18 protein-coding genes are annotated in these 18,013 nt (G+C 70.6%); 11 read left to right on the top strand and 7 right to left on the bottom strand.

Features of this window, described 5'->3' with window-relative positions; genetic code table 11:
- Positions 1-68: 68 nt before the first annotated feature.
- Both ACQHII_RS02070 and ACQHII_RS02065 read right to left on the bottom strand, forming a co-directional pair.
- Positions 69-320 (bottom strand): DUF397 domain-containing protein, encoded by a 252-nt coding sequence (locus ACQHII_RS02070; RefSeq protein WP_359604158.1) that lies wholly within the window; start codon positions 318-320, stop codon positions 69-71.
- On the bottom strand, positions 317-1,183 hold the full coding sequence (locus tag ACQHII_RS02065) for a helix-turn-helix domain-containing protein (RefSeq protein WP_019070167.1): 867 nt from the start codon (positions 1,181-1,183) through the stop codon (positions 317-319). The genes ACQHII_RS02070 and ACQHII_RS02065 overlap by 4 nt, the downstream gene beginning before the upstream one ends.
- A gap of 240 nt (positions 1,184-1,423) precedes the next feature.
- Here ACQHII_RS02065 and ACQHII_RS02060 point away from each other — a divergent pair, with 240 nt between their 5' ends.
- A complete protein-coding gene (locus ACQHII_RS02060; protein WP_427917534.1) occupies positions 1,424-1,870 on the top strand; it encodes an ATP-binding protein in 447 nt (148 codons plus the stop codon).
- Positions 1,871-1,915: 45 nt separating this feature from the next.
- On the opposite strand, the gene ACQHII_RS02055 is transcribed toward ACQHII_RS02060, so the two are convergent.
- Positions 1,916-3,334: a PP2C family protein-serine/threonine phosphatase gene (locus ACQHII_RS02055; protein ID WP_427917533.1), complete on the bottom strand. Its 1,419-nt coding sequence runs from the start codon at positions 3,332-3,334 to the stop codon at positions 1,916-1,918.
- Between the two features lie 71 nt (positions 3,335-3,405).
- Here ACQHII_RS02055 and ACQHII_RS02050 point away from each other — a divergent pair, with 71 nt between their 5' ends.
- The 4 genes from ACQHII_RS02050 to ACQHII_RS02035 all read left to right on the top strand — a co-directional run bounded on the left by ACQHII_RS02050 (position 3,406) and on the right by ACQHII_RS02035 (position 6,692).
- The gene (locus ACQHII_RS02050) at positions 3,406-4,218 is read left to right on the top strand and encodes an SAM-dependent methyltransferase (RefSeq protein ID WP_427917532.1); all 813 of its coding nucleotides are present in this window, start codon (positions 3,406-3,408) and stop codon (positions 4,216-4,218) included.
- A 133-nt stretch (positions 4,219-4,351) separates the two neighbouring features.
- Positions 4,352-5,230 (top strand): SigB/SigF/SigG family RNA polymerase sigma factor, encoded by an 879-nt coding sequence (locus tag ACQHII_RS02045; protein WP_427917531.1) that lies wholly within the window; start codon positions 4,352-4,354, stop codon positions 5,228-5,230.
- 141 nt (positions 5,231-5,371) lie between these two features.
- Complete coding sequence (locus ACQHII_RS02040; protein WP_427917530.1) at positions 5,372-5,947, top strand: hypothetical protein; 576 nt, start codon at positions 5,372-5,374, stop codon at positions 5,945-5,947.
- 97 nt (positions 5,948-6,044) lie between these two features.
- Positions 6,045-6,692, top strand: coding sequence for a TetR/AcrR family transcriptional regulator (locus ACQHII_RS02035; protein ID WP_427917529.1), 648 nt, complete (start codon positions 6,045-6,047; stop codon positions 6,690-6,692).
- Between the two features lie 14 nt (positions 6,693-6,706).
- Here the strand turns inward: ACQHII_RS02035 and ACQHII_RS02030 are convergent, their stop codons facing one another.
- Entirely contained in the window at positions 6,707-7,495 is a 789-nt protein-coding gene (locus ACQHII_RS02030; RefSeq protein WP_427917528.1) for an LmeA family phospholipid-binding protein, read from the bottom strand.
- 10 nt (positions 7,496-7,505) lie between these two features.
- The gene (locus ACQHII_RS02025) at positions 7,506-8,114 is read right to left on the bottom strand and encodes a TetR family transcriptional regulator (RefSeq protein WP_427917527.1); all 609 of its coding nucleotides are present in this window, start codon (positions 8,112-8,114) and stop codon (positions 7,506-7,508) included.
- A 108-nt stretch (positions 8,115-8,222) separates the two neighbouring features.
- On the opposite strand from ACQHII_RS02025, the gene ACQHII_RS02020 reads away from it, so the two are divergent.
- Both ACQHII_RS02020 and ACQHII_RS02015 read left to right on the top strand, forming a co-directional pair.
- Positions 8,223-9,851 (top strand): MFS transporter, encoded by a 1,629-nt coding sequence (locus ACQHII_RS02020; protein ID WP_427917526.1) that lies wholly within the window; start codon positions 8,223-8,225, stop codon positions 9,849-9,851.
- A 43-nt stretch (positions 9,852-9,894) separates the two neighbouring features.
- Positions 9,895-10,833, top strand: a complete 939-nt coding sequence (locus ACQHII_RS02015) for an amidohydrolase family protein (RefSeq protein WP_427917525.1) — start codon at positions 9,895-9,897, stop codon at positions 10,831-10,833.
- A gap of 18 nt (positions 10,834-10,851) precedes the next feature.
- Here ACQHII_RS02015 and ACQHII_RS02010 read toward each other — a convergent pair whose 3' ends face one another.
- Positions 10,852-11,484: a TetR/AcrR family transcriptional regulator gene (locus ACQHII_RS02010; RefSeq protein ID WP_427917524.1), complete on the bottom strand. Its 633-nt coding sequence runs from the start codon at positions 11,482-11,484 to the stop codon at positions 10,852-10,854.
- A gap of 113 nt (positions 11,485-11,597) precedes the next feature.
- Here ACQHII_RS02010 and ACQHII_RS02005 point away from each other — a divergent pair, with 113 nt between their 5' ends.
- From ACQHII_RS02005 to ACQHII_RS01990, 4 genes are read left to right on the top strand one after another with little or no spacing between them, the layout of a single operon-like run.
- On the top strand, positions 11,598-13,187 hold the full coding sequence (locus ACQHII_RS02005; RefSeq protein ID WP_427917523.1) for a bifunctional 3-(3-hydroxy-phenyl)propionate/3-hydroxycinnamic acid hydroxylase: 1,590 nt from the start codon (positions 11,598-11,600) through the stop codon (positions 13,185-13,187).
- Positions 13,188-13,197: 10 nt separating this feature from the next.
- A complete protein-coding gene (locus ACQHII_RS02000) occupies positions 13,198-14,070 on the top strand; it encodes an alpha/beta fold hydrolase (RefSeq protein ID WP_427917522.1) in 873 nt (290 codons plus the stop codon).
- The gene (locus tag ACQHII_RS01995; protein WP_427917521.1) at positions 14,067-15,074 is read left to right on the top strand and encodes a VOC family protein; all 1,008 of its coding nucleotides are present in this window, start codon (positions 14,067-14,069) and stop codon (positions 15,072-15,074) included. The genes ACQHII_RS02000 and ACQHII_RS01995 overlap by 4 nt, the downstream gene beginning before the upstream one ends.
- A 31-nt stretch (positions 15,075-15,105) precedes the next feature.
- Positions 15,106-16,230, top strand: coding sequence for a lysylphosphatidylglycerol synthase transmembrane domain-containing protein (locus ACQHII_RS01990; protein WP_427917520.1), 1,125 nt, complete (start codon positions 15,106-15,108; stop codon positions 16,228-16,230).
- On the opposite strand, the gene ACQHII_RS01985 is transcribed toward ACQHII_RS01990, so the two are convergent.
- Complete coding sequence (locus tag ACQHII_RS01985) at positions 16,227-17,930, bottom strand: carbohydrate binding domain-containing protein (RefSeq protein ID WP_427917519.1); 1,704 nt, start codon at positions 17,928-17,930, stop codon at positions 16,227-16,229. The two genes, ACQHII_RS01990 and ACQHII_RS01985, sit on opposite strands and share 4 nt — an antisense overlap.
- Between the last annotated feature and the right edge of the window lie 83 nt (positions 17,931-18,013).

Raw genomic sequence — 18,013 nt, 5'->3', positions numbered from 1 at the left:
GTGTGCATCGGCGTCTCGGGCAGGTCGCAGCCGGGCCGGCTCCAGTTCCTCACGCCCGTGGTTCTGGTTCAGCCGGCCATCAGATGGTCGGCCAGGCCGCGCTTGACCCCGGCGACGAACGCGGCCATCTCCTGCGGCGTGTAGATCAGCGCGGGTCCGGCGGGGTCGGTCGACTGGCGCAACGCGATACGGCCGTCGGCGAGTTGCTTGGTCTCCACGCACTGACCGCCGTTGGGACCGCTCCAAGGGCATTCCCAGCCCTGCTCGCCGAGGTTCGACGCGGGCATCCCGTTGTAGACCGTGTTGTCGGTGGTGGTCATGAGTACTCCTTGCGCATGCGGTTCAAGAGCGCCTTGCTGTCCGCGGACGAGGTCAGCAGCGACATCCTGTTGTGCGCCTCCAGATGGGCCGCGACGTCGGATCGCTGGTCCAGATACATGGAGGCGGAGAGGATCTCGCTGTAGACGATGTCGGGCAGCTCCGGTTCCTCGAACCGGAAATAGGTGAAGGGTGCGCACGCCCCCACGTGGGCACCCGCCGAGAACGGGACGATGTCGACACTGACGTGGTCCAGTTCCGAGACCTCGAGGAGCCGGTCTATCTGGTCCCGCATGACCGCGGGACCGCCCACCACCCGGTGGAGCACGGCTTCTTCCAGCACCGCCCACAGCGTGGGCGAGTCCGGCCTCTCCAGCAGACTCTGGCGGCGCAGACGTAACTGCACCCGCCGTTCAAGGTCTTCGTCGTTGTCGTTCGGGAAGCCGCCGCTCAGTACGGCACGCGCGTAGTCGTACGTCTGGAGCAGTCCCGTGACGTAGTGCGGTTCATAGGTGCGCAGGGTCTTGGCGCCGGTCTCCAGGCTCACATAGGCGGTGAACCAGCCGGGCAGCACATCCCGGAAGTCGTGCCACCAGCCGGGCCGGTTGGCGCGCTCGGCGAGGGCGACGAACTCCTCGATCTCCTGCCGGTCGGCGCCGTAGGTCTCCAGCAGCTTCTCGACGTAGAGCGGTTTGAGGCCGACCTCGGCCTTCTCCAGGCGGCGGATGGTCAGGGACGTCACCCGCAGGGCCCTGGCGGCGTCGTCCAGGGACACGCCCGCGTCCTGCCGCCGGTCCTGCAGCCGGCGGCCGAGGATCATGCGCAGGACCGTGGGTGCACCGGCGCCCGAACGAGCTTCGCTCACGCCCAACCTCCTGAGGGACTGTCACCGGTGTCAGTCTGACAGCGACTTGCTGATGCCGCCAGACAGAAATCGCCGTTCTGTAATTATCAGGGAGCCGGTTGCAGCTTGAACTGACCTATGGGCATAGTTACTTGTGTCAGTGATCTAGGCCTCCTGCCGGAACACCCCAACTCCGGCACGCCTGTTGCCGCTGACCCGCGTCTCCCGCCTGCGCCCGCCCCCGATGGAAGGCGAACCACCGTGTCCCCCCACACGACTCCCTCCCCGCAGCTCTTAGACGTCGCCAGCCCCGACTTGGCGCACTGGCTGGAACTCCCCGCGCACCGCTCCGGCGTCCGGGTCGCACGCCACGTCATGGGCGCTCAACTGACGAAGTGGGGCCTGCCCGAGAGCGTGCGCGACGACGCGGTGCTCCTTGTCTCGGAGTTGGCCACCAACGGCGTGTGCCACACCCCCAGCGCGCGCCTCCTGTGCGGGGTCGGGATCGTCGACGACCGCTCGCTGCGCATCGAGGTGCACGACCACGACTACACCGGCGGCGGGCTCTCCCGCTGCGAACCGTCTGTCGACGACGAGAGCGGGCGCGGCCTGTTCATCGTGCAGGCGCTCGCGGACACCTGGGGGGTCGATCGCTCGGCGCTCACCGGCGGCAAGGCCGTGTGGGCCATGCTGGCGACCGGGCGCTGATCCAGACGAAGGACGATGCGGGGGGCGAGGACGCCCGCGGCCTGTTCAGGTGGTCGCGGGCGTCAACTCGGCCAGCAGCAGCGTGCGGTCGTCGGCTCCGGGCACCGCGCCGGGGGAGCGGAGCAGCCGCTCGCACAGCCCGGGGAACGCGTCCGGGCCGCCGGACGGCGCGGGTTCGGCGGCGGCACTGTCGAGGGCCGCGGCCAGCCGGGCGATCTCCTGGTCGATGTCGGCGTGCCGGGACTCCACCAGCCCGTCGCTGTAGAGCAGGAGCAGGGACGGCTCGGAGACGGTCAGTACCGTGGGCTCGTAGTTGCCGGTGCCCAGTCCCAGCGGCAGTCCCGCGCTGGCGAGGATCACGGGTGCGGTCGGTCCCTCGGATCCGCGCAGCAGTGGGGGAGGGTGCCCGGCGCCGACCAGGGTGCAGGTGTGCGAGGCCGCGTCCCACTCGGCGTAGATGCAGGTGGCGAAGGACGCGCCCGGGGTGTCGTAGGCCAACTCGTCGAGGCGGCGCATGAGTTCGGCCGGCTCCATGTCGAGCCTGGCCAACGTGCGTACGGCCGTGCGCAGTTGGATCATGGCGACAGCGGAGTCGGGGCCGTGGCCCATCGCGTCGCCGACGACCAGGCCGACCCGGCCGCCGGGGCGGGGGAGTACGTCGAACCAGTCACCGCCGATGATGTTGCCCTGGCCGGCGGGGAGATAGCCGTGGGCGATACGGCAGCCGGGGAACTGCCGGGCCGGGTCCGGGAGCAGGCTGTTGCGGATGGCCAGCGCGGTCCGGCGCTCGCGCTCGTAGCGGCGCGCGTTGTCCAGGGCCACACAGGCCCGGGCCCCGAGCGACTCCACGGCCACGGCCTCGCCCGGCAGGAACGGGTCCCGCTCAGGCCCGCGGGTGCAGGCGATGAAACCGACGACGGCGCCGCGCAGTTGGAGCGGCACCACGAGGAAGGACGCCGCCTTCAGCAGATCGTCTATGCGCTGCGCGTCCCCGCCCGCGGAGGCCAGCAGCCGCTGCGAGGTGTGCGCGTCCACGCCGTCGAGCACCTGGGTGTGCCCGGTCGCGAGGGCCCGCGCGTACGGGGTCTCGCGCGGGAAGACGATCACCTCACCGACCGGCAGCACACCGTCCCAGGTCTCCTGCGCCTCCGTACCCACCCGCACCGCCAGCCGGCGCGCCTCGATCTGGGCCGGATCCACGGAGGGCGTCGCGTTCTCCTCCAGCACCCACCGCTCCAGCAGATACACCGAGGCCGCGTCGCAGAACCCGGGCGTCAGCGCGTGCACGACGTGGGTGCCGGTCAGCCGCAGATCGAGCTCCGAGCCGATCACGTCCGCCGCGGGGGCGAAGACCTGCCTGCGGCGTGGGGGCCCGGCAGGAAGTGCGTCACCGAAGTGACTGCGCGGTTCGTTCCGCAGAGTCGTGCCTTTCGGGGTGGGGACCGGCCGCGTGGCGTGGGGCATGCGGTCTGCCGTGCGTACGACGGCAATCATATGATGACTCGTCAAGGATCTTCGGGCGAAGAGGAGTTGCAGTGCCGGGTAGTGGAGGTCTGCCGCAGGGGATCGATCCCGACAAGGCGAGCGTCGCCCGAATGTACGACGCGATGCTGGGCGGTGAACACAATTTCGCCATCGACCGCGAGGCGTTGGCGGCGTTCACCGCGATCGACCCCCAGGTCCGGACCCTGGCCCGGGCCAACCGCGACTTCCTCGGCCGCGCCGTGCGCTTCCTGGTCGCCTCCGGAGTACGGCAGTTCATCGACCTCGGCTCGGGCATCCCCACCCAGGGCAACGTCCACGAGGTCGCGCAGGCGGCCAGCCCCGGCGCCCGCGTGGTCTACGTCGACAACGACCAGGTGGCCGTCGCGCACAGCGCCTCCCTCCTCGCCGACAACCCGGACGCGGACATCGTCGACGGCGACATCCGGCGTCCGGCCGAGGTCCTGGCCGCCCCGCAGGTAAGGAAGTTGATCGACTTCGAGCAGCCGGTCGCTGTCCTGATGATCACGATCCTGCACTTCATCACGCCCGCGGAGGACCCGGCCGGCATCGTCGCCGCGTTCCGCGACGCGCTGCCCGACGGCAGCTGGCTGGCGTTGAGCCACGCGACGAACCAGGACCGCCCGGACACCGCCGCGGCCGTCGGCAAGCTGTACCGTTCCAAGGCCACCTCGCCCGTCACGGCCCGTTCCCACGACGAGATCCTCGGCCTGTTCGACGGCTTCGACCTCGTCGAACCCGGTCTGACCTACGTCCCCCTGTGGCGCCCGGACCCGGCGGACGAGATCCCGGAGAACCCGTCCGAGTACTGGGTCTACGCGGGCGTCGGCCGCAAGGGCGTGTGAGCGGCCCGGTCGCGCTCCCGCACCGAAAACCAGGCGCCCGCCCCGGATTTGACCGAACGAGGGGGAATGAGACGTGCGAACCGGGGCAGGGGGCTTTTGACGGAAGTTCGTTCGAGCGAATGGGGTGGGCGTTATGGGAGCCGTGACGGCAGCGAAGGCAGCGGCCACGGCAGGGCGGCGGGTTGCGACCGAGGAGTCGCTCCCGTTGATCGCGGAGCCGTCGAAGGTGAGCCCGAAGGACGCGCGTGAGCTGTCGCGCCAGTTCTTCGACCGGTTGACCTCGCTGGAGGAGGGCACCCACGAGTTCCAGTACGTGCGCAACACCCTGATCGAGATGAACCTCTCCCTCGTGCGCTACGCGGCGGCGCGCTTCCGCAGCCGCAGCAACAACGAGATGGAGGACATCGTCCAGGTCGGCACGATCGGACTCATCAAGGCGATCGACCGCTTCGAACTCACCCGCCAGGTCGAGTTCACCTCGTTCGCCGTCCCCTACATCGTCGGCGAGATCAAGCGCTTCTTCCGCGACACCAGTTGGGCCGTCCACGTGCCGCGCCGGCTCCAGGAGGCCCGCGTCGAGCTCGCCAAGGCGACCGAGGAACTCCGCTCCCGTCTCGGCCGCACCCCCACCACCCGGGAACTGTCCGAGCTGATGTGCCTGACCGAGGAAGAGGTCATCGAGGCCCGCAAGGCGTCCAACGGCTACACCTCCTCCTCGCTCGACGCCGCGCTCAGCTCCGACGCCGGCACCGAGGGCGAGACCGTCCTCGCCGACGTCATCGGCGAGGACGACCCCGGTCTCGAACTGGTCGACGACCTCAGCTCCCTGGCCCCGCTCATCGCCCAACTCGACGAGCGGGAGCGGAAGATCATCCACATGCGCTACGTCGAGGAGCGCACCCAGGCCGAGATCGGCGAGGAACTCGGCGTCTCCCAGATGCACGTGTCCCGCCTCATCAGCCGTATGCTCCGGCGTCTGCGCGCGGGGCTGCTCGATCCCGCGGTCGTCTGACCGGCCATCCTGCCCAACAATCCGGTCTGTTGGGTGAAATCGCCCACCCCGGACGTCCGTTCCGCGGGACTCTCGTACTGTGACCGGACCGGCACCCTGGGTGCTGGTCCGGCGGTGACAGGGTTGCCGGAAGGGGGAGTTGTGGCGTGGCGGAGTGAGGAGTTCGGGGAGTCCCACGAGGGCATCGTGGGGGCGACCCTCGCGGACGGCAGTGAGCCCAAACCCGTATATCTGGACGTGGGCAGCGGCATCAACGGATTCCAGACGCGCGAGTGGTGGGCGTACAACGGCTGGCTGGGCCGCCCCAAGGCGGCGGCCTGGCGGGCCTCCTGCGCGTGCGGCTGGCGTGGCGAGAGCCATCCCATCGACTGGGACCAGGTGGAGGACCGCGACCTGGACGACCTGGACACGTCCGACGCGTACGAGGACTGGTGGGAGCACATCAACGCCGTCGAACGCCGTACGGTCCCGCTGCCGGAGGAACTCTCCGATCTGCTGGAGCAGTTGGAGGAACGGCTCGACGCGCTCGCCGAGACGGCCCCGGTGGCCGCGGTGAAGGCGGTGGCCATGCTGGAGCGCATGGCGGTCCGGGTCGGCAGGGAGGCCGCCTACGGGGTGCGGGCCGACGACGTGTCGGGCGAGGCGCTCGGCAAGGCACTGGGACTCAGCGTGAACAGGGCGCGTTCCCGGCTCGACCGTTACCTCAGGCCCTACTGAGCGGACGGTCGGGACGCCGGACGGCCGTTGGACCGTGCCAGACTGGACGTACCACCGGTTCCCGCTCCGCCGTTCCCGCACTTCACCGAGGTTGTCCGTGACCAAGCCCCCGGCCCGAGTCCCCCAGCGAAGCAACGCGCGCTCCAACCGGGAACGCATCCTGGCCACGGCCCGCCGGGAACTCGGCCGGAATCCGGACACCACCCTGGAGGAACTCGCCCGCGCCGCCGGCGTGGTCCGGCGCACCCTGTTCGGGCACTTCCCCGGCCGGGATGCGCTGCTGGAGGCGCTGGCCGAGGAGGCGTCGGAGGCGTTGAGGGCCGCGCTGTCCGCCGCCCCGGAACCGGCGGAGCCGGAGTCGGCCGACCGCGCGTTCGCACGCTTCGTCCTGTCGATGTGGACCGTGGGCGACCGCTACCGGCTGCTGCTGGCCCTGGCCCGCCGTGACCTGGGCGCCGAGCGGGTGGCCGAGGTCCTGGCACCGGCCCGCCGCGCCGCCACCGCCATCCTGGAGCGCGGACAGCGCGACGGCGTCTTCCACACGCAGCTCCCTCCCGCCGTACTGAGCGCCGGACTCGAGGCCCTGACGATCGCGCTGCTCGAAGAGCTGAACACCGGCGAACTGGAGGACGACGGCACCCACGCGGCCGTCGCCACGCTGATCGCGACCGGCGTCCCGGAGAAGCAGGCGCGTGACGTGGTGGACGAGATCACGGGCACGGCTCGCACCGCCACGGACGGCTGAGCCTTCAAGCACCCTCACGCCGAACCGCTCTGCGCGCCGTCCTCGGCCCGGAAGGTGACCGACTCGCCCGACAGCCGGGCGCTGAGCCCGCTCTCTGTCGCGGTGACGGACCGCAGTCGCAGCCTCTCGGGGATGTTCCGCAGCTGTATCGGCCGCTCGAAGACCGCGGTGAGCGCCGCTCGGCCCACTTCGGGCAGGAGGCCCCCGGTGACCTGGAAGTCCTTGAAGGCGATGCGGTTGCCGGACAGCACCGACACGGTCGCCGCCACGGTGACGTCGGCGCCGGGAGCGAGCAGGACCTTCGCGCGTACCTGGTCGGGGCCCGAGCCCTGGGAGATCTCCAGCCCGAGGGCGTCGGACACGTCCGGGTAGGACAGCAGGGCGGTCGCCTCCGCCGAGCGGGCCAGTGCCTGCTTGTCGTCGTCGGATTTCCTCAACCCGGCGAGGCTGAGCGAGAGTCGGCTCACCGGAAGCGGGCCGGTGGTGTCGCTCGCCGGTATGTCGTGCGCGGTGATGTCCACGTGCCGCAGGGTGCCGGCGGCCAGCTGGGTCAGCACGGGGAAGCCCCGGACATGGACTTCCGGCACCGAGGGCGTGTGCATGCCTTCCTGGAACGCCCTGGCCGTACGGGACTCGACCCGTGCCGTCGCGAAGCGGTCGACGGCGACGGGAACGACGAGCAGCGCGACCAGCGCGCCGACCGCGATGACTGCCGGACGCCGGTTCCCGCGCGGCGGGCGCGGGTCCTCGGGTTCGTACGCGCCGTACGTGAAGTCGGCGTATTCATACGGGTGTTGGTCCATGAGGTCTCCTTCAGCCGGACGGTCGCAGATGGTGAACCGCGGCGGCGGCGCTGTCGCGTCCGACGCCCGCGGCGATGAGGGCGGCGGTGGCGGCCGCCGTGCCGTCGTCTTGCCAGAGGCCGGAGTTGACGCATTCCAGCAGCGCCAGCATCTGTGCCTCCAGGGCCCGGTTGAGCGGTCCCGGCGGGACGGCGGTGTGGAAGAAGCCCTGTCGCTGGCCCTGGGCGAGGATCCCGCTGACGGTCTCGCGGGCCGGGCGCAGGAGCGCGTCGATCGCGTCGGGGCCGAGGTCGTGGCGGGCGAGGCCGAGGAGCGTGCGAAAGCGGTCGCCGACCGGCCACAGGGCCAGGATGAAGCGGGCCAGCGCGGTCACGGCGTCCGGCGTCGGCGCCCGGGTGGCGGCGCTCACCCGTCGTATCGCCTCCCCGGCGTCCGAGGCGAGGCCCTGGACGAGCGCGGCCCGCCCGGTGAAGTGCCCGTAGATGGTGCGCCGGGCCACCCCCGCGGCTCCGGCGATGTCGCCGAGGCTGCATTCGGGGTCGCGGCCCAGTTCCCGCAGGGCCGCTTCCAGGATGTGCGCGCGGGTGGCGTGCGCCCTGGCGCTGCTGCGGCTGATCACGTCGACACCTCCTGGCGGGGCTGGCTCGTTCCGGCATAGTTGCACATCGATGGGCAATAAAATAGCCTGCACATCAGTGAGCAATTAATGCGTCCCCAGGAGTCCCCGATGCCTGTCTTCGTCACCACCCCCGTCGACCGGACGGCCGGGCCCTACGCGCGCCGCTGGTCGGCCCTGATCGTGCTGTGCCTGAGCCTGCTGATCGTGGTCATGGCGAACACCTCGCTGATCGTGGCCGCGCCCGCCATGACCACCGACCTCGGCCTGAGCAGCAGCGATCTGCAATGGGTCATCGACGGCTACACCGTCCCGTACGCCGCGCTGATGCTCGTCCTGGGCTCGATCGGCGACAAGTACAGCCGCCGCGGCGCCCTCGTCACCGGCCTGCTGATCTTCGCCGGCGGATCGGTCATGGGCAGCCTCGTCCACGAGACCGGGCTCGTCATCGCCGCCCGCGCGATCATGGGAGTGGGCGCGGCCGTGGTCATGCCGGCCACGCTGTCCCTGCTGGTCGCGATCTTCCCGAAGCACGAGCGGGCGCGGGCCATCACGGCCTGGACCGCCACCTCGGGCCTCGCCATCGCGGTCGGCCCGCTGGTCGCGGGCTGGCTGCTGGAGAGCCACGCCTGGGGATCCACGTTCCTGATCAACGTCCCCATCGCCGTCCTCGCGGTGGCCGGCGCCCTGGTCCTCGTCCCGCCGTCCAAGGCGGACACGGCGTTCCGCATCGACTACGTGGGCGGTCTGCTCTCCATCGTCTCGGTCGGCAGCCTCGTCTACGCCATCATCGAGGGCCCGCACTTCGGCTGGGGCGCGGGACCCGTCACCGCGGCCGTCGTCGCCGCCGCAGGACTGCCCGCCTTTGTGGCCTGGGAGCTGCGCCACCCGCGCCCCATGCTCGACGTCCGCAAGTTCGCCCACCGCCCCTTCAGCGGCTCGATGACGGCGGTGCTGTTCTTCTTCTTCGGCACCTTCGGCTCGATCTACTACGCCACGCAGTTCCTGCAGTTCGTCCTCGGCTACGACGCGCTGGAGACCGGCGTACGACTGCTGCCGCTGGCCGGAGCCGTGTTCCTCGGCGCGGCCGTCACGGGACGGCTGACCCCGAAGCTCGGCATGAAGCCGATGGTGGTGACCGGCATGGTGCTCGGCACCCTGGCCGTCCTCCTGCTCACCCGGGTCGACAAGACCTCCACCTACGGCGACTTCCTGCCCACGCTGATGCTGCTCGGCCTCGCGGTCGGACTGAGCGTCTCGCCGGCCACGGACACGATCATGGGCTCCTTCCCGGAGAACGAGCTCGGTGTCGGCGGCGGCGCCAACGACACCGCGCTGGAACTGGGCGGCTCGCTCGGCATCGCCATCCTCGGCTCGCTGCTGGGCACCGTCTACAAGGACAGGCTGACCGACCTGGTCGGCGGCCATCTCCCCGCCGCCGCCCTCGACACCGCCAAGGACTCGGTCGGCGGCGGCCTGGCGGTCGCCCAGGAGATCGCGAAGACGCCGTCCGCCGGACCGCAGCAGGCACAGGCCCTGGTCGACGCCGTGCACGAGGCCTTCGCCCACGGTGTCGCGCAGACCAGCCTGGTCGGCGGGATCATCATGGCCGCCGGCACGCTGATCGTCCTCGCGGTCCTGCCCGGCCGCCGCGCGGCCGGCGAGCCGGAGCCGAAGGCGACGGAGGCCGACCGCGGCGCGGAGCGCGCGGAGTCGGTCCCCAACTCCCGCGCGGCCTGAGCCTCTTCACGGTCACCCGCCACAGACGAGGAAGCGAGAGAACATGCCGGCCCCGTACCGCATCGATGTCCACCAGCACCTCATCCCGCCCGCCTACCGTGAGTTGATGGACCGTCACGAGCTCACCGCAGGCGGCTGGCCCACACCGGCCTGGGACGCGGAGAGCGCGATCACGATGATGGACCGGCGGTCCATCGCCACCGGGATCCTCTCGGTCAGCTCCCCGGGCACCCACTTCGGCGACGACTCCGAGGCCCGCGAGATCACCCGCCGCGTCAACGAGTTCAGCGCGGAGCTGGCCAGCGATCACCCCGACCGCTTCGGCTTCTTCGCGAGCCTTCCGCTCCCGGACGTGGACGGCGCGCTCGCGGAGACGGCGTACGCGCTGGACGAACTGCACGCGGACGGCGTGGTGTTGATGTCCAACGTCGACGGCCGCTACCTCGGCGACAAGGAGTTCGAGCCGCTCTGGGCCGAGTTGGACGCCCGCGCCGCCGTGGTCTTCGTCCACCCCACGGCGCCGCCGCTGCCCATGCTGGAGGGAATGCCCAGCCCGCTGCTGGACTTCCCCTTCGACACCACCCGCACCGCCGTGCACATGACCCTCAACGGCGTGATGGGCCGGCACACCCGGATGAAGGTGATCCTCTCCCACGCGGGCGGCTTCCTGCCGTACGCCGCCTGGCGGTTCACCGGCGGTGCCCAGTTCAACCCCGGTACCACGCCACTGGGCATCCTGGCCGACCTCCAGCGCTTCTACTTCGACACCGCGCTGTCGTCCACCCCGGCGGCCCTGCCCTCCCTGCTGGCGTTCGCGGCGCCCGGCCACATCCTCTACGGCAGCGACTTCCCCTTCGCGCCCGAGGAGAGCGGCGGCCTCCTCGACTCGCTCCTCGACGGCTACGACGGGTTCGAGGCCGGACAGCTCGACGCGATCAACCGGGGCGGCGGGGAGGTGCTCTTCCCGCGTCTCGCCCGGTAGCGATCCGATGGGCCGGGTCTACGACCCGGCCTTCGCCGCCATCCGTGCGGCCACCTCGAACACCGACCCCGCGTGCAGTTCGAACAGGGCCACCAGATCGACGGCGTCCCCCTCGACCTCGCGCTGGACGAACAGGCCGTCGACCCCGGCGACGGTGTAGACGGCGAGGGTCCGCACGGACTCCTCGTCCAGTTCCGGCAGCAGGCTCTCGATCATCTCGACCACTCGCCGCCGGGCGACATCACGGACCTGGAGGAACACGGTCCGGCCGCGCGGTTCGGTCGGGCGCCGCTCCAGGGCGAGCATGAGCCCGAGCCGCAGGAAGTCCGGTGCGTCCATCAGCGACCTGGCGACTCTCGCGGCCAGTGCCGTCACCCGCTCCAGCGGCGTGCCGGTCTCTTCCCCCGGCAGGTCGACCGCCGCCAGCCAGGTCTCGAAACTGCGCTCGATGACCGCGGCGATCAGGTCGTCCTTGTCCTTGAAGTGCCAGTAGATCGAACTGGCGGGCAGTCCGCACTTGGCGCTCACCGCCGCGATCGACGTGCCCTCGTACCCGCGTTCACCCGCGATCTCCACGGTGGCGTCGAGGATGCGCTGCCGCGACTCCACTCCGTTCGCGCGCTTCTTGCGCGGCGCCTGCGGCCTGGTCATCGCATGTGCCCTTTCCGTCGTACCGGCCCTTGACCGTACCGGACTCCCGATCTTACCGTAGTGACCATTCCAATTGTAGTGACCACTACGGTAAGAGGAAGTGAGGTGCCCGGATGAGCGGAACCGGAACCGAGGACGGTGCGTACGACGTGGCGGTCATCGGCTACGGACCCACGGGGGTGACCGCCGCCAACCTGCTCGGCGCACTCGGCCTCAGGGTCGTGGTGGTGGAACGGGACGCCGAGATCTTCACGCGGGCCCGGGCCATCTCCACCGACGAGGAGGTGGTGCGGATCTGGCAGCGCGTGGGCCTCGCGGAACGGCTGAAGCTCGACATGCTGCCCGAACGCCCCGTCGACTTCGTCGACGCCCGTGGCCGCCCCTTCCTCACCGCCCACCCGACCCCGCGCGGCCATGGCCACCCGCCGCAGATGTTCATCTACCAGCCGGCCCTGGAGCAGGTTCTGCGCGAGGGCGCCGACCGCTACCCGGGCGTGCGCATCCTGCTGCGCCACGAGTGCCTGCGCATCCAACAGGGGCCGGAAGATGTCGAGTTGACGGTCCTGGACGCCACCGACGACTCCGTACGACGGCTGCGCGCCTCCTACGTCATCGCCGCCGACGGCGGCTCCAGCCCGACCCGGGCGCAACTGAACGTGGGGTACGAGGGACGGACGTACGAGGACCGATGGGTCGTCGTCGACACCGAGATGCTCAAGCCCTGGCCCGGCCACGACCGGCTGCGCTTCCGGTGCGATCCGGCGCGGCCCGCCGTGGACTGCCCGACTCCGCTGGGCCACCACCGGTGGGAGTTCCCGATCCTCCCGGGCGACGACGAACGGCGGCTGACCACCGACGACGCCGTCTACGACCTGGTCTCCCGGTACGGGATCGGCCGGGACAGCGTCAAGGTCCTGCGGGCCACCGTCTACAGCCACCATGTGCGCTTCGCAGCCCGCTTCCGGGTCGGCCGGGTCTTCCTCGCCGGCGATGCCGCCCACGCCATGCCGCCGTGGATCGGCCAGGGCATGGCGGCGGGCGTACGGGACGCGGCCAACCTGTGCTGGAAGCTGGCCGCCGTGCTGCGCGGCGAACTGCCCGAGTCCGCCCTCGACTCCTACGAGGCCGAACGCAGGCCGCACGTCAAGGAGGTCACCAGGCGCGCGGTGTTCGTCGGCCGGATCATCACCGAACGGCGGCCCGCGATCGCCGGGTTGCGCGACGCGGTCCTGCGCCCGCTCAACCGAGTACAAGGCTTCAGCGACCGGCTCCAGGACGCGCACTGGATACCGGTCGCCCACTACGCCGAGGGCCTGCAGGCCCGCCCGCGGACCAGGGCCACCGGCCACCAGATTCCCCAGCCCTGGGTGACCGGGCCCGACGGGGAGCGCGTACGGCTGGACGACGCACTCGGCGGCCGTTGGCTGCTCCTGCACGCCGGACCGCCCGCGCCGCAACCCGCCTGGGATCGCCTGGGCGTTCCTTCACTCACCGTCACACCCGCCGGATCCCGCCCCGCCGAGGGCACGCTCGTGGACAGCGATGCGGTGCTGCTGGCCTGGCTGGCCGGCAAACGGGCGGCCGTCCTCGCCCTCCGCCCGGACGGCTATGTCTACACGGCGGCTCCCGCGGGTGCCCAACTCCCGCCGCCCCCGGCCGGATTCGCACCGGCACCGCGCACCACCGCTTCGATCACACAGTGAGGAAACCACCATGACCCCATACACCGCACCACCGTCGATGCGGGAGTCGCTGCTCGACGCTGCGGGCAGGAAGATCTTCGTCGCGGAGACGGGGGAGGGGCCGGCGGTACTGCTGCTGCACGGCGGCGGGCCCGGCGCCTCCGGAGTCTCCAACTACACCCGGAACATAGCCGAGTTGAGCAAGGAGTACCGGGTTGTCGTCCCCGACCTGCCCGGCTACGGCCGCAGCACCAAGGGCGTCGACAGGTCCGACCCTTTCGGATGTCTGGCCGACGGCATCCGCGGCGCGATGGATCAACTGGGCCTGGAAAAGGCTCACTTGGTCGGCAACTCCTACGGGGGTGCCTGTGCGCTGCGGCTGGCACTGGACACCCCCGAGCGGGTCGACCGCATGGTGCTGATGGGGCCCGGCGGTATCGGCACCACCCGAGCCCTGCCCACGTCCGGCCTCAACAGCCTGCTCGACTACTACTCAGGGGACGGTCCTTCGCGGCTGAAGCTGGAGAAGTTCATCCGCACCCACCTCGTCTTCAACGCCGCAGAGGTGCCCGATGCCGTCATCGACGAGCGCTACCGGGCGAGCATCGACCCCGAGGTGATCGCCGCTCCGCCGCTGCGGAGGCCGTCCGGCCGGGACGCCCTGCGCACCCTCTGGAGGACGGACTTCACCCGCGACAGCCGCCTGTCCCGTCTTCCCGTGCCCACGCTGGTGCTGTGGGGTGCCGCGGACAAGGTCAACAGGCCTTCCGGCGGGCCCGTGTTGGCGGCCCGCATGCCCAACTGCGACCTCTACCAGGTGGCCAACACCGGGCACTGGGTCCAGTGGGAGCGCGCCGAACTGTTCAACCGGGTGTGCGCCGACTTCCTGGCGGGCCGGCGATGAGCGCCCTCCGGTCCGTCTTCGGCGCCGTCCACCTCGGCTACATCGTCATCGAGACCGAACGCCTCGCCGACTGGCACCGCTTCGGCGTCGACGCCATCGGTATGCACCACGACGCACTCGACTCCGGCCTGATGCGGTTCCGTCTCGACGAGCAGGAGTGCCGTTTCCTGGTGCGGCGCGGACCTGCCGAGGACGTCGTGGCGACGGGCTGGCACGTCGACGGCCACGCGGCGTTCGAAGAGATCGAGGCCCGCGTGCGCGCCCACGGCGTGCCGGTCCTCATGGGCACCGCCGAGGAGGCAGCCCTGCGCGGAGTCGAACGGCTGTCGCGGTTTCCCGGCCCCAAGGGCATCACGCAGGAGATCTACACCACACCCGTGAAGTCCGCCGAGCCGCTGCGCATGCTCGCCTCCGGGTTCGTCACCGGCGACGCGGGCATGGGCCACGTGGCGATCACGTCCACCCGGCCGGCCCGGCTGCACGGCTACTTCAACACGGTCTTCGACGCCCGGCTGACGGACTGGATCGACGAGACCATCAGCGGCGCCAAGCTGAGGATCCGGTTCCTGCGGGTCAACGAACGTCACCACTCCGTCGCCGTCGCGGCCGTGCGCGGACTGCCGGTCGACCCGGTCCGCACCCGCGTCCAGCACCTCAACATCCAGGCCGCCGGCCTCGACGACCTCGCCCGCAGCTACCAGCGGGTGCGCGAACTCGGCTTCGACATGGCCCTGTCCATCGGACAGCACACCAACGACAAGGAACTCTCCTACTACGCCCGCACCCCCTCCGGCTTCGAGTGGGAGGTCGGCTGGAACCCCGTCGTCGTCGACGAGACGACCTGGGAGCCCAGCACCCACCAGGGCATCAGCATCTGGGGGCACACACCGGCCGGCCGGACCATCGTGGATAAACTGGCGCAGTTCCGCCTCGGCGCCCGCTCCCTCGTCCGCTCGGAGAACACCGTCCCCGCCTTGAGCGGCGCCGGGGTCGCCGACGGTTGAAGCTCACTTCACGAAATCGACGGTCCTGCCTGTGCACGCTCCGGACACCACCGCCATCACCCCCGAACCGGCCGACACGGCGCCGCGTCACACCCGGCGCTGGCTGCGCCCGGTGGTGATCACGGTCCTGCTCGCGCTGTTCACCACCGAACTGGTGCTGGGCTGGCCGTCGCTCGCCGCCGCGCTGTCACAGCTGCGCGCACCCCGGCTGAACTGGTTCGCCGTCGCGCTCGTCGCCGAGGTCGCCGCCATGGGCTGCTACGCGCGCATGCAGCGCCGGCTGCTGCGCTCGGCCGGGGTGATCGTGCCGATCCAGAAGCACGTCGCCCTCGCCTACGCCGCCCACTCGCTCAGCGTCACGCTGCCCGGCGGACCCGCCTTCTCCACCCACTTCAACTACCAGCAGATGCGCCGCTTCGGAGCCACCCCCGCCATCGCCTCCTGGTGCATCGCGCTCTCCGGCATCCTCTCCGCGGCGGCCCTGGCAGTCGTCACCGCGATCTCCGCGATCGCCTCCGACGGCAGCCTCCAGTGGCACAGCCTCGTCACCCTCGGCCTTGCCGTCCTGCTGCTCACCGTCGGCATCCGGCGCATCACCCGCCACCCGGAGAAGGTCGAACCGGCCACCCGGGCCGCGCTCGCCAAGGTCAACAAGCTGCGGCACCTCCCCGAGACCCAGGGCCTCGACCGGATCCGCGGCTTCGTCGAGCAACTCCGCACCGCCCGGCTGCAACCCCGGCACGCGGTCGCCGCCGCCGTCTTCGCCGTCCTCAACTGGCTGCTCGACGCGGGCTGTCTGTGGCTCTGCTTCCACGCCATAAGCGACACGGAGATCAGCAACGCCCAACTGCTGCTCGCCTTCTGCGCGGGCATGGCCGCCGGCACCCTCACGATCATCCCGGGCGGACTCGGCATCATCGACAGCGCGCTCGTCCTCGGCCTGGTCACGGGTGGCGTGGCGACCAGCACCGCCATCGCCACCGTCGTGCTCTACCGCATCATCAGCTTCGGGTTCATCATCGGCGTCGGCTGGATAACGTGGCTGGTCATCCGCCGCCACAACCGCCGTGAGCCGGTCGTCCCCGTGGACGCCGACGGTGCCCAGGAGGACAGGGGTCCCCTGGGCACCGGTGCCGGTACGCCGGCGGGTCGCTAGCCGAGCGTGAAGTCGTCCGCGGCAACGTTGGACTGGCCGTACCAGCCGTGGACGAACACGGTGACCGTTCCGCTGCTGCCGGTGGTGAACGGGACCGACAGCTGGTTCCAGCTCGTGCTGCTGGACCAGGTGCTCGCGGAGGCGCCGCCGCTCACACCGAGGTAGGCGTACGGGCCCTGGACCCAGGCGGTGAGCGTGTAGCTCTTGTTGGGGGACAGGGTGACGGTCTGGTCGCATTCGCCCGTGGCGCTGGAGCTCGGGGTGACTTGGAGGCTGTGGCTTCCGCTGTGTACGGGACTGGAGACCACCGCGCTGCCGCCCGTGCAGGTCCACGGGCTCAGACTGCCGGTCTCGAAGCCCGCGTTGGTCAGCGAGCCCCCGCCGCCTCCACCACCACTGCTGCTGGTGACGGTGAGCGTGTAGGTGGCGCTGTGGCTGCCGGTCGCGGCGGTGCCGGTGACGGTGATCGGGTAGCTGCCCGCGGCCACGGACGAGCCGACCGTCGCCGTCAGCGTCGAACTTCCCCCGGATGTAACGGAGTTGGGGCTGAACGAGACGCTGACACCGGAGGGAGCGCCGGAGGCGGAGAGACTGACGGACTCGGCGCTGCCGGAGGTGACGGCGGTGGAGACGGCCGAGGTCGCCGAACCGCCCTGGGCGACCGAGGCCGAGCCCGGCGACAGGGACAGCGAGAAGTCGCTGGTGGTGCCTCCGCCGCCGCCCGTGCCCGTGTAGGGCACGAACGCGTCGGTGAACGCGAGGCTGTTCTGGCTGATCTGACTGCACGTGGGCAGGGAGTTGGCGTTGCCGCCGCACGCCTGGTCCCGGGTGATGGCCCAGAACGCCAGCCGGCCGACACTGTTCTGCGCGGCGAAGGTCTCCACCGTCTGGGCGTCCGCCAGGGTGAAGGTGGAGCCGTCGTCGTTCTTGCCGATCATCGGGGTGATGCCGAGGTTGGCGTAGGCGTAGCTGGTGTCGACGGACTGCATCTGCGCCAGCGTGGCCTTCGCGGCGGAGACCGCGGCCTGCCCCATCTCGGTGCCGGTGCCCGCGTAGTAGTCCATCGCCATGATGTTGAGGACGTCGATCTTGATGCCCGCGGTCTTGGCGGCCTTGACGATGTTGACGCCGTCGCCGGTCAGCCCGCTCGTCAGTACCGGCAGTGTCATGGAGAACTTCAGGTTCGGGTTGGCCGCCTTGAGGTCCTTCATCGCCTGCATCTGGCGGGCCACCGCGGCGGTGTCCGCGATGGCGGCGCCCTCGATGTCGAAGTCGAGCTGGGTGACGCCGTAGTCGTTGATGATGGCCTGGTATCCGGCGTCGATGCTGCTCTGCGTCGAGCACGTCCAGGCCAGCGGCTCGCCGCTCGCGCCGCCGGAGGAGATGATGACCGACGCGCCCTCGGACTTCGCCTTGGCGATCAGGGGGTCGGTGAAGGAGTCGTTGCCGATGGGGAGGGTGTCGCCCCAGATCTGGTTGCAGCCGACGCCGAGGACGAAGGCCGCTGTGTACGCCTTGAGTTGGTGTCCGGTGATGGCGGTGTCGAGCAGTCCTTCCTGACTGTTCGACATGTCGACGTAGGGGGCCACGGAGTAGACGCTGCTTCCCGCGGCGCTGCTCGCGGGGGCCAGGGCGACGGTGACGCCGGTGACCGAGAGCGCGAGGGTGCACACGGAGGCAGCGAGTCTTGCCAGGCGCATGACAGATCCCCTTTCGGGGGTGCCTATGAGGCGGGGGAGTTGTGGGGGTGGAGCGCGAAGGGCTTTGGTATATACCAAACAAC

The sequence above is a fragment of the Streptomyces sp. cg40 genome, assembly GCF_050320165.1.
Lineage (GTDB): Bacteria > Actinomycetota > Actinomycetes > Streptomycetales > Streptomycetaceae > Streptomyces > Streptomyces hokutonensis.
The sequence above is the reverse complement of the archived record's forward strand: the minus strand, read 5'-3'. Positions and strand labels throughout refer to the sequence as shown.